Origin of the sequence: Steroidobacter sp. (genome assembly GCF_036402275.1) — a bacterium.
Classification (GTDB): Bacteria; Pseudomonadota; Gammaproteobacteria; order Steroidobacterales; family Steroidobacteraceae; genus Steroidobacter.
Window position 1 is genome coordinate 153,660 of record NZ_DASWTF010000051.1, and the last position, 11,117, is coordinate 164,776.

Sequence of the window (11,117 nt, forward strand, 5' to 3'; positions counted from 1 at the left end):
GCGAACGCGACCAAGTTCATGGCCCGCCTTCTCCGCCCACTTGCACCGTCGGAGGGCGGAGCCGGCCAGATACAGCGGGACCCGCTGAGGGGCGGGTCCCGCGTCGTCCGCAGCTAGTCGAAGCGGTAGGTCATGCGGCCATACCAGAAGCCGCCGTTGAAACCGAACGGCGTGTATTGGCTGTAGCGGTTGCCCGCGCCGGCGGCGCCGCCGGGATTCTCATCGGGGTATTCGTCGAACAGATTCTGCGCCCCGAGGATGAACGTCAGTCCGCGGCTCACGTTGTAAGCCACTTCCGCATCGAAGATGAAGTTGCCACCGTCATAGGCGCGACCGTCCTCGTTGTCGTACCAGCCGTCGTACTGGCTGACGCGCGCCAGCAGTCGCAACGGTCCCCAGGATTGTGTGCCGGTGAGGCTCCAGCGCGTCTCCGGCAAGCCCTCCTCCAGTTGCCGGATGCGGCTCGCATTGAGAGTGTCCGGATTGAAGCGCGTCACTTCGGTTTGATTGTTGTTGAAGGCCAGGCTCAGGCTCGACTCGCCACCGAACAGCGACGCGCCGTAGGTCGCGACCAGATCGATGCCCTTGGTCTCGGTATCGAAGTCGTTGGTGAAGAAACGAAACGTCTGCAGATTCGCCGCGCTCGTGACGCCGGACGCTACCAGCGCCGCGACTTCTTCCGGAGTGAGCTCGAAGTCTTGCGAAACGGCGATGCGGTCGTCCACCTCGATGATGTAGTAGTCCGCGGTCAGCGTGAAATTACCGAGCTCGAGGACCGCACCGAAGCTGAGATTCTGCGACTCCTCGGGCTCGAGCGCCTCGCCGCCTCGTAGCAGCGCGACCGGATTGGTCGATGGAATCGTACCTTGGTTGACCAGCTCCCCGACGGCAGGATCGAACTGCGTCGTTACGTTCGATGCATTCGACTGGCCCGGTGTCGGCGCGCGGAAACCCGTGCTCCAGCTGCCGCGGATCGCAAATGCATCGTTGAAGCGGTAGTTGGTTGCGACCTTGCCGTTCGTGGTCGTGCCGAAGTCCTCGAAATCTTCCCAGCGCACGGCGAGATCGACCTGCCACGGATCGGTCACGCGCCACTCCGTGGCGCCGTACAAGGCATGGTTGCTGCGGGTCCAGCTGCCCGCGATCTGATCGCTGAATCCGGGGAAGCCGTTCGACGCCGCGCTGAAGCCTTGTGCCGCGAGCGGTCCGAAATCCCAGGACTCGACCTGCCCGGCTTCGATTTCGAAGGTTTCATCGCGATATTCGGCGCCGGCCGCGAACGTGAGCGTCTCGCTCAGCTCGTACACGACGTCGAAATTCACATTCAGCTCCTCCTGAATGTATGAGCCCGGATCGAACGTCGTCGGCGTGTCGGGGCCCAACGATGCATTCACTGTATTGGTGATGAAGAAGTCCACGCGGTTGGACCCATAGCCCGCGCTCAGGTCCCAGTCGATTCGCTCGCCCACGCTGCCGCGCAAGCCGGCGACGGCTGCATAGTCCGTCACATCGCCACCGAAACTCGGCGTGAATCCGCCGGGAAACATTTCCTGGAACGAGAAACAGTTCGGATCGGCATTCACCGCGGCCAGCGCCGTCGGATCGGGAACATTGTCGGTGATCGTGACCGTCGGACACGGCGTCGTGCCCGGCGTGAGATCGCCGATCAGCAAGCTCTCGCCGTTATCGGCGCTGAACACCCCCGATCGGGTATTGGGATTGCGAAAATAGAAACCGCCGATGGCGGTCTTGGACACGTAGTTGCCGTGACCGTAGAGCTCGAGGCTCGGCGTCAGGTCGACGCCCCAGTTCACGAACGTCTTCAAATCGTCCTGCAGCTCGGGCGAGCCCCACACTTGCGCCGGATTGTTGACTGCAGTGTTGCCCGCCGCGATGAGCGCCGCCGCATCGTCGCGTTGGATACTGCGGTCGGTCGGATCGCTTTCGCCGTACTCGAAGCTGAAGTTGGCGAAGCCATTGTCGGTGAGCGGCAAGCCGAGGTTGCCGCTGATCGCATAGCTGGCGCCGTCGCCTGCGTAGTAGCCGCCGTAGCGGGCCTCGAGATTGGCGCCCTGATTCGCGTCGTTCAGGATGAAATTCATCACGCCGGCGATGGCGTCCGATCCGTACTGCGCCGATGCGCCGTCGCGCAGGACTTCCACCTGCTTCAACGCGCTGGCAGGAATGGCCGAAATATCCGGGCCCTGCGCGCCGTCCGCCACGCCATTGCCGATCCAATAGATGACCGCCGCTCGATGCCGGCGCTTGCCGTTGACCAGCACCAGCGTGTGATCAGGCGCCAGGCCGCGCAAGTTCGCCGGACGCACGATGGTGGCGGCGTCGCTGATCGGCTGCGCGTTGACGTTGTACGACGGTACGACGTTTCTTAGCAGATTGCTCAAGTCGGTATCGCCCTGATTGGCGAACTCCGCGGCGGATATCACATCCACCGGCACGGTGGACTCCGTAGCCGAGCGCGCTTCGCCGCGCACACCGGTGACCACCAATTCTTCGACTGTATCGCTGCCTGTGCCGGCATCCTGAGCGAGGCTCGAGTCCACGGCGCCGAACAACAACGGCGCAGCAAGCCCCATCGCAGCCAGCACCGAATTTCTGAGTTGCATGTTCACGTCAAGTCTCCCATGTTAGTTGACGCAGCCCCCAAGACGATTGATGTTGCTTCCTGCACATCGTCGGCTCCTCCTTGTTAGCAATGCGCGCGAGCGAGGCTTTTTGTTTTTGGTGAACTACTCGCGCGCTGTCGATTCGAGGCGCACGGTCCCATCGGGCGCGCTGGTCACGCGCACGGGCAATGCGGCTTCGAGACTCTGCAGCCAGCTCTTCACGTCGTGCGTGAAAACCGTGCCGGTGACGCGCAGCTGCGCGACCGTAGGGTCCGCGATCACGATGTCGTACTCGGAATAACGCACTACATCGGCGATCACCAATGGCAGCGGCTCGTCCCGGTATTGCAGAAGTCCATCGCGCCAGGCCGCGATTGCCCCTGCGTCCACGACCTGCATGCTCGAGCTGCCGTCGGTCGAATTGATATTCAGCTGCTGTCCGACGCCGAGTTGCGCAGGGGCCGGTGAGTTCCCCTGCGCAGCGGATGCATCCACCTTCACGATTCCATCGGCCACTGCGACGACGACGTGCTCCCCCGCGCGCCGTATATTGAAGGCGGTGCCGACGGCCGCGACCGTCGTGTTCCCGATCTTTACAGTGAATGGTCGCGCCGGATCCTTCGCGACTCGAAAGAAAGCTTCGCCTCGCTCGAGCGTCACCTCGCGCGTCTCGCGGCTCAATGTCGCCCAGAGCACCGTGCGGGCGCCCGCGCTGACAACGGACCCGTCCTCGAGCGACACGTCGCGATTCTCGCCAGCGCGCGTCTCGACGATCGTGACCGCCGGTTGGAGCTCCGAGCGAATGAGTTGTAGAGCGATCGGCGTCGCGAGAGCCACGAGGATACTTGCAGCCAGGCCGACGGCGATTCCTCGTCGACGCCGCAAAGTATCGATCCAGATCTCACTGCGGCGACGCGCCCCTCGAGCGGCCGCTCGCGAGACTCGCGCCCGCCAAACGGAAACCGGCACCGAGCCGTCATAGGGGTCGCTCGCAATCTCCGCCTCGGTCGGCCAGGGAATGTTCTCGCTGGCCAGCCGATCGATGGCTCGCAAGGTCGACTGAATCCGATCAAAGGCGTCGCGATGCGCCTCACTCGCGGCGAGCCACTGTTGCCATTGCGCGATTCGCTGCGGCGAGATCTCTGCGGAGGACAGCTCGGCCGACCACTCCGCAGCCGCTTGCATCAGCGGGTCCTGCTCGATCTCCAGGGTGTTTGGGTCAGCCACGGCCCCGCTCCTTCGATGTTTCTTTCGAGGACTGGGCCGCATCGAGCCCCGCGCGGCAATAAAGCACTGCCCTCAACACGTAGTGCCGAACCATCCGCTCGGACAGTTCCATCTGCTTCGCGATCTGCGAGAACTCCTCGCCATGAATCCGGTGCAGAATGAATACGCGCCGGCATTTCGGCGGCAACTCTTCGATCAATCGTCGGACAATCTCCGCCTCTTCGGCCTGCGCCGCCTCGTGATCCGGCGTCGGCGCCTCGCGCAGCTCATCGCACAGGCCGGCGTTCATCGCCTGGCGCTGGCGATTGCGGCTGCGCAGCCGGTCGACGGCCAGATTCGCCGCCGTCTTGAACAGGAACGCCCGCAAGAAACTCACCGCACCAGAATCGTCCAGGCTCAGCAGCCGCACGTACGCTTCTTGTGCAACTTCCTTCGCCTCCTGCACCGAGTTCAGGCGCGCGGCCAGGAAACGCACCAGGGATTCGTTGTGCTCGCTGAACAAACGTGTGATTTGTTCCGCGCGGCCGGCGGCCGGCTTGCCGGAACGTTCAACTCCGAGCTCCTCATGTATCAAATTGGTCATCAGTCCTGGCCAGCTTGTGACATGCCAATCGATAGGATTTTCTTCAGCATCGATAGACTTTCCTTTAGACGACGGAGCAGCAAATATTGGCAATGCTTCCTGCAAACTCTTTTGCCCGCGGGGTAGTCGTCTCGATGGCAGGCATGCTGCTTGCGTGCCAGAGCGCGCTCGCCGGCGTCGATCTGTCGCGGGTGATACGGTTCGAGATCCCGGCGCAGGGACTCGGGGCGGCGCTGCTGCAGTTCTCGCGGCAGGCGCAGGTTCAGATCATCGTCGAGAGCCGCCTGGCGGAGTCGCTCAGCACGCCGACGCTGAACGGCGAGTACGCGAGGGGCAGCGCTCTCGAGATTCTGTTGAATGGAAGCGGCCTCACCTATCGCGCCGTGGGCAACGCTGCTATTGCAATTCAAGCAGCAGGCGCCGAGGACTCGCGGGTGCAAAGCGCATCGGAACAAGAAGACGCTGAAGGCGGGCGCGCCGACAGCGAACGTCATACAAGGAGCACGCTGCGCATCGATGATGCTTCAGAAGGCATGGACCCTGGCGAGCTACGCGATGCTCCCGAGCGGCTGGGCGAGATCGTCGTCGTCGGCACGCGACGGCCCGATCGCTCCGCCGCCGATGCGCCCGTGCCCATCGACCAGATTCCGCTGGCCACGCTGCTGCACCGATCGGGACAGTTCGAGGTCGGGCAGATCGTTCAATTCGCGGCGCCCTCCTTCAACTCCAATCGTCAGGTGGGTGCGGACGGCGCCGATCACATCGACTCCGCGGCGCTGCGCGGTCTCGGGCCAGATCAGACGCTCGTGCTCGTGAACGGCAAACGCCTACACTCCGTCGCGCTCGTCAATGTTTACGGCAGCCGCGCGCGCGGCAATACCGGGACCGATCTCAACACCATTCCGGCGCTCGCGATCGAGCGTATCGATGTATTGCGCGACGGCGCCGCCGCTCAATACGGCTCCGACGCCATCGCTGGCGTCATGAATATCGGTCTCAAACGCAGCCGGCAACTCGAGCTCGTCGCGGCGACGGGCGGGTACACGCGAGGCGATGGCGAGAACACGCAGCTCGCGGTGAACTACGGCTTCGATCTCGGCGCCCGCGGTTTCATGAATTTGACAGGAGAGTATGTCGAACGCGGTCCGTCGAACCGCAACCGCGATCCCTGCCGGCCTCATCGCGAGATCGGCGACGCGAGCGTGGAGAACCGCACGATCTACCTCAACAGCGCGATAGGCACGGGCGAGACCGGCGAGCTCTATCTACATGGCGGCATGCAGAATCGCATGGGCGATGCCAGTGCTTACGATCGCTGGGGCGTCGATCCTCCTTGCGGACAAAGCACGCACATTCCAGTGCGAAATTCGGCGGCGATGTATCCGGATGGTTTTGCGCCACGCATCGGCACGCAGGTGAGAGATCGAACCGTCACTGCAGGAGCAAGGACGAACGTCGCCGGCTGGAAGGCGGATCTGAGCGGCACGCATGGCCGCAACAGCATGGAGTACATCATTGCCAACACGCTGAACGCATCGATCGCCAATGCCGACCTCCTCGCCGGCGGCGCGGGACTCTCACCCACTGCATTCGAGGCTGGCGGCTTCAGCTTCGACCAGAGCCTGATCAATCTCGACGTCACTCGCTATTTCGCCTCTGCACTCGAGGGGATCAACGTCGCCTTCGGCGCCGAGACGCGGCGGGAAACTTACCAGATCCGCGCTGGCGAGCGCGGTTCCTGGGACGACTACGACGGCGCCGGCGGCGGCAACGCCGGCAGCCAGGGATTTCCTGGATTCCGGCCCGAGGACCGGGTCGACAGGAGCCGCAACGCAAGCGGCGCCTACGTGGACGTCGAAGCGCAGTTCACGGACAAATTTCTGTTTGCCGCCGCGGCTCGCTTCGAACACTACAGCGACTTCGGTAACGCGCAAATCGGCAAGCTCGCCTCCTCGTACAAGATCAACGACTCGCTCCGCCTGCGCGGCTCCGTGAGCGGCGGTTTCCGTGCACCCTCGCTTCAGCAGCAGTACTTCAGCTCCACCATCACGAATTTCGTGCAGGGCGCACCGCTCGATATCGTGATCGCGCCGAACGGCAGTCCGATCGCTTTGGCGGCAGGCGTTTCGAGTCTGCGAGAGGAACAATCGCGCAACGCCTCCCTCGGACTGGCCTATGCGCCGACAGCGAGCCTGTCCGTCACACTCGATGCCTATCAGGTGGATGTGCGGGATCGTATCGTTCTGATCCAGGGAATAGACACCGCCGATCTGACGAGCCCATCGACCGCGGCGTTGCGGGCAGTGCTCGAGTCCCTCAATGTCGCCCGGGCGCAGTTCCTGGTGAACGCCGTCGATACGCGCACCAGGGGTGTGGACGCGACCGTCAATCACGCTGCGCAACTCGGCGCGGGCACGATGACGACATTTCTCGGAGTGAACTACAACACGAACTCGATCACGAGGGTCAATCCAACGTCCGTGCTGCGCGCACAGGGAATCGACGCGTTCCTGTCACGCCGCGAGCGCCTGTTCATCGAAGGCGCGGCGCCCGAATCGAAAGCAATCCTGAGCGCCAACTACACCCTCGGACGCTGGGATGCGACCGTGAAGCTGACGCACTTCGGTTCGCTCACACTCGGCACGTTCTCAGGGGAGACAGTCCCGGATCAACGCTATCGGCCGCGCACCTCGGTCGACCTGAGCCTCGGCTACGAGCTGGACAGCACGTGGAAATTCACGCTCGGAGGAACAAACATTTTCGACGCCCTGCCCTCGCCCCAGGATCCGAACGAAACGGACACGAACTTTACTCACGAGTCCGTGCAGATGGGCTTCAACGGCGCGGCATGGTTTGCGCGGTTGTCAGGAAATTTTCGTTAGCCGCCGCACCCGTTACGGCGTGGATGGCGGCGGCGATGCTGACGGCGCGGGCGCGCCATCGAACATCGCCGCTCGCGATCTAACTCATTGGTTGGTGCTGGAGACCTTGGGCGTCATCCGTTTGCTCAACGCGGCCACCAGTTCCTCGTCGAGCACGATGGATTCGATGAGCTTGTCGAGCGCCTTGCTCATGACCTCGGTCCAGGTCTTTTCCAGGCCGCCGGCTTTGGTGTCGGCGTAATTGCCGGAGTACTTGGACTTATAGATGGACTGCTTGGTCTGGGGGTCGACGAAATCCACCGTGCATTGCACGTCGCCGATGAACTTGACCGTCCACATGTTGACGTCGAGATCGAACCAGAAGCGATCGATGGTGCCGACCACCTGGACCGCGCCGCCGTCGCCGACGCTGTGCTTGGTGTCGAGGAGCGCCTTGGCCACCGCGCTTTCGACGATCTGCTCCACCGGCTCCTTGGTGACGATGTCGGCAGTGTTCTGTCCGAAACCGTTCTTCTTCCAGCCGATACGCGCCTTGTCCTGACGCGAGTCCACCAGCTGCGGCGTCGCGAACGAAATCGATTGCAAGTCGCCGAGCGGGCCGGCGACCTGGGCGGCGGTGGGCTTCACATCGAGCGTCGCCTTGGTGAAGGCGCAGCCCTGCGCCACCAGGACGGCGGCGGCGATGACCAGGAATCTCAACAGATGCACGGCGTTCTCCCTATTTGACGTTGTAGATGATCTTGTTCGCCAGTCGGCGCGCCGCCTGCGCGAGCACCGCTTCGATCTCGCCGTTCAAGGTCGAGGTATCCAGCAGCATGTCCGAGTAGCTCGCCTGTTTCTTGTCGGTGAGATAGAACGGCTCCTTCGACTTCGCCCGCTTGATCGGCTCGCGCGCGTAGGCCGCTTCGAACTCGACGTACGCCGAGACCATCAGCGTGTTCGAGTCCACGACGCGAAATCCATAGGAGGCGGGAAACAGCTGCAGATAGACGTCGGCCTTGCCTTTGCCGTCCGCCTTGCCCTCGACCCACTGCGGCTGGAAGCCCTTCGCGAGCAGCGCTTCGTTGAGCGTGTTCACGAAAACGTTCTGCCAAACGTCGTCGGCGATGTGCGGCTCGAGCTCCTTGCGCTTATCGGAATCGCGATCCGCTTCGACGCCCGCCTGGATGCTGGCGCCGATGATCCCGCCGATCACCGCGCCGGTCGCATTGGTTTGCGCGCGGTGATAGACGACGTCGAATTTCGGGGGATCGTCGACGCTGATCTGGATGGCGCGAGTGACATCCGCCGAGACCGGAGCAGCGACCAGGACCAGCGCTGCCGTGAGTGCCGAGAGCCAATGGATCATCGTGATCGCCCGCTGCGTTGTTAAATGTTTTTGCGCAGTCCGTTGTAATTAATGCATACGATGTGAGATGCGGGGGCTCAAGTCAAGCAAAGATTGATACAAAAGTGTGACCTTCCCGTTAGGTCTCAGAACAGGCTGCGCGGTGGCAGATCGTCGTCGTGTCCACAATGCAACTTTTCGTGTTTGCCGCCACAGTCACGACGCGGCACGAGGATGTCGGGGGCGGTAAGCGGGTTTTCGAAACTCATGGACAGCGCCGAGACCATGGGACTCAAGCCACGAACGTCGATGACGATCGACTCGCTCGAATCGCTCGATTTCCCATTGTCGCCCAGACGATAGAAGTCGAACTGAACGATCCCGGCGCGCGGATACCACTGATGACGCTTTTCTGACCGGGCATCGCTATACCGTAATCCGCCTACCGTTTCGCGTCGTTCTCTGAGCGTCGTAACGAAAGCAGCGCGATCGATCATGTCCCGAGATTCGGGGGTGAACATCGCATACAACTGCTCCGGCTCGTTTCGATCGAAATGTTCGAGCGCGCGCTGCGCTACCACGCGTGCGGTTTCAATCCGTTGTCGCTGTGGTGCCTCCAGTGCATAGCTGAGCGCGAATGCCAGCAGCGGCGTCAGCAGCGTCAGCCACATCGCCGCAGTGAGGCGCGATGAGCGATCCCTATTATTTTCCTCCGGCGCCGCGACTCTTTTCCCGAGCCAGTCGCCGGCGATTGCGCCGATCACCGGCACCAGCAGTATGTAAGGAATCAGATAAACCCACATGACGAGGAAAAAACGGAACACCGGGATCCGCCCGTCGTCGGGCCAGCGGCTCAACAAATCCGCGGCCATGCCCATATAAACGTAGGTTAGTAACGAACCCACGGCGCCGCGCTTTTCGGAAAAACGCGGCTCGCGTTGACCGCCCGACCACACGAACGCCACTACATACGCAGCTACAAACGTCACGGGCAACAACAACAGCGGCGAACGAATGACCTCGACCCACCCCACCAGCGGCAAAAAAACGGATGCGGTTATCGTGGCGATAGTGGCGTAGCGACGCGACAGCGCCGATCGTGACAGCGGTGTTACACCAAACAAAATTCGAGACAAACTGCGCGCTGCTGTGCGCAGGCGCGCGACGGGCGGCAGGTTGACAACGGCAGCCCACAGTTTGGTCAGGACAGTCCACGGGCTGACAACGACAGTCGGCAGGCGGACGATCGGTGACACGTTGACTGCGACAGCCGGCAGGTTGATCGGGACAGTCGACATCCGTGTCAGGTACGCGGGGAACTTCGTGTCCAGTAACATCAACCACGCGTGAGCGAGAAGCAGGACGATTGCGATCCAGTTGATTGCAACCGACTGGAAGGAAGTCGCGGCGAACAATCCTATCCACATGTCGACATGCACAGGCGACAGAATTGCATATGTCTGCGGCGCGTAGAACAAAACCGCGGCCAGCTCCCACCGCAAATGACGCCGCATCCGGTGCAACGCGTACACACCCAGCGCGGTTAGCCAGAGGCCCGCGTAATGCGTTGGCAGGCCGATGGCCAGCCAGCCGTATCCGGAAGGCGGAACATCTGGCGATCGCACTGGGTCTGCTTGCGCGATCTCCGAAAGCCACGGCGTGCCCAGCGTGACGAACAAGCCGCCAATGACGTTCCACAACAAGATCAACGCAAGCAGTCGATCGACGTTGCGCCGCTGAGAGGAGATGAACGAAGGCATTCGGCCAGTCAAGCAGAAGCCGCCGACCGGCACAGTGACGTGGGCCTCAAGATCGGCGTTTCACACTACCTCTACTCGCCCGCCGAAGCCGGTGCGAAACAGAGCTTCGTGCGCGGCTCGATCCGGGTCATAGCAGCAGTCCCGAACCAGGCGCACGTCATAGTCCGCATCGCTCGCCCACGTGATGCTCGAAAGCACGACGCCAGTAGTGCTGATCCCAGCCATCACCAGCGTGCTCACACCTCGCGCCCGCAGGTCGGCGTCGAGCGTCGTGCCATGAAATACGCTGGCTCGCGGGCACGCATAGAAGACGTCGTCCCGCTCGATCGCGAGTCCCTTCATCGGCTGCGCATTACGGAAGTAGCCGGTCGGTACGATCGATGAGATCAGGCGATTATTCTTCGAGGCGTGCTCGTAGTTTTCGCCCAGAAAGAAGTTGGGAAACAACACGGGCCGGCCAGTGACACGCCAGCGCCGGATCAACTCATTGCACTTATCCAGCAGCGGCGAGGGTTGCTCACCGAACAGGATGGTAAAAACGTCGACCTGATAGTGCATGACGACCAGCGCCGCTCTATCGATGTAGTCCCCCTCGAAATCCAGCGACATGGCTCGCCTCCTGTTCGACAAACATCTCGGACTCACTCATCGGCAGCCACACTAACACAAGCGGCTGCAGGACCGGTCTCCTGCAGCACCTGATTCAACATCGAC

At 62.3% G+C, this 11,117-nt stretch carries 8 protein-coding genes; 1 reads left to right on the forward strand and 7 read right to left on the reverse strand.

The window, feature by feature from the left end:
- Nucleotides 1–113 precede the first annotated feature (113 nt).
- From VGD45_RS30160 to VGD45_RS30170, 3 genes are all read right to left on the reverse strand, one after another.
- Nucleotides 114–2,624 (reverse strand): TonB-dependent receptor, encoded by a 2,511-nt coding sequence (locus VGD45_RS30160; protein WP_331159191.1) that lies wholly within the window; start codon nucleotides 2,622–2,624, stop codon nucleotides 114–116.
- A gap of 123 nt (nucleotides 2,625–2,747) precedes the next feature.
- Nucleotides 2,748–3,851 (reverse strand): FecR family protein, encoded by a 1,104-nt coding sequence (locus tag VGD45_RS30165; protein WP_331159116.1) that lies wholly within the window; start codon nucleotides 3,849–3,851, stop codon nucleotides 2,748–2,750.
- Nucleotides 3,844–4,434 (reverse strand): RNA polymerase sigma factor, encoded by a 591-nt coding sequence (locus VGD45_RS30170; RefSeq protein WP_331159117.1) that lies wholly within the window; start codon nucleotides 4,432–4,434, stop codon nucleotides 3,844–3,846. The genes VGD45_RS30165 and VGD45_RS30170 overlap by 8 nt, the downstream gene beginning before the upstream one ends.
- A gap of 134 nt (nucleotides 4,435–4,568) precedes the next feature.
- On the opposite strand from VGD45_RS30170, the gene VGD45_RS30175 reads away from it, so the two are divergent.
- Complete coding sequence (locus VGD45_RS30175) at nucleotides 4,569–7,316, forward strand: TonB-dependent receptor (RefSeq protein WP_331159118.1); 2,748 nt, start codon at nucleotides 4,569–4,571, stop codon at nucleotides 7,314–7,316.
- A gap of 84 nt (nucleotides 7,317–7,400) precedes the next feature.
- Here the strand turns inward: VGD45_RS30175 and VGD45_RS30180 are convergent, their stop codons facing one another.
- The 4 genes from VGD45_RS30180 to VGD45_RS30195 all read right to left on the reverse strand — a co-directional run bounded on the left by VGD45_RS30180 (nucleotide 7,401) and on the right by VGD45_RS30195 (nucleotide 11,012).
- Nucleotides 7,401–8,024, reverse strand: coding sequence for a YajG family lipoprotein (locus VGD45_RS30180; protein WP_331159119.1), 624 nt, complete (start codon nucleotides 8,022–8,024; stop codon nucleotides 7,401–7,403).
- Nucleotides 8,025–8,034: 10 nt separating this feature from the next.
- A complete protein-coding gene (locus tag VGD45_RS30185) occupies nucleotides 8,035–8,664 on the reverse strand; it encodes a hypothetical protein (RefSeq protein ID WP_331159120.1) in 630 nt (209 codons plus the stop codon).
- 125 nt (nucleotides 8,665–8,789) lie between these two features.
- Nucleotides 8,790–10,403: a hypothetical protein gene (locus tag VGD45_RS30190; RefSeq protein ID WP_331159121.1), complete on the reverse strand. Its 1,614-nt coding sequence runs from the start codon at nucleotides 10,401–10,403 to the stop codon at nucleotides 8,790–8,792.
- A gap of 60 nt (nucleotides 10,404–10,463) precedes the next feature.
- Nucleotides 10,464–11,012 (reverse strand): isochorismatase family cysteine hydrolase, encoded by a 549-nt coding sequence (locus VGD45_RS30195; protein ID WP_331159122.1) that lies wholly within the window; start codon nucleotides 11,010–11,012, stop codon nucleotides 10,464–10,466.
- Nucleotides 11,013–11,117 lie beyond the last annotated feature (105 nt).

Excerpts from the sequence above, each read along its gene's own strand:
- VGD45_RS30175 (WP_331159118.1), top strand. The coding sequence starts at position 4,569 with ATGGCAGGCATGCTGCTTGCGTGCCAGAGCGCGCTCGCCGGCGTCGAT.
- VGD45_RS30190 (WP_331159121.1), bottom strand. The coding sequence starts at position 10,403 with ATGCCTTCGTTCATCTCCTCTCAGCGGCGCAACGTCGATCGACTGCTT.
- VGD45_RS30195 (WP_331159122.1), bottom strand. The coding sequence starts at position 11,012 with ATGTCGCTGGATTTCGAGGGGGACTACATCGATAGAGCGGCGCTGGTC.
- VGD45_RS30160 (WP_331159191.1), bottom strand. The coding sequence starts at position 2,624 with ATGCAACTCAGAAATTCGGTGCTGGCTGCGATGGGGCTTGCTGCGCCG.
- VGD45_RS30170 (WP_331159117.1), bottom strand. The coding sequence starts at position 4,434 with ATGACCAATTTGATACATGAGGAGCTCGGAGTTGAACGTTCCGGCAAG.
- VGD45_RS30185 (WP_331159120.1), bottom strand. The coding sequence starts at position 8,664 with ATGATCCATTGGCTCTCGGCACTCACGGCAGCGCTGGTCCTGGTCGCT.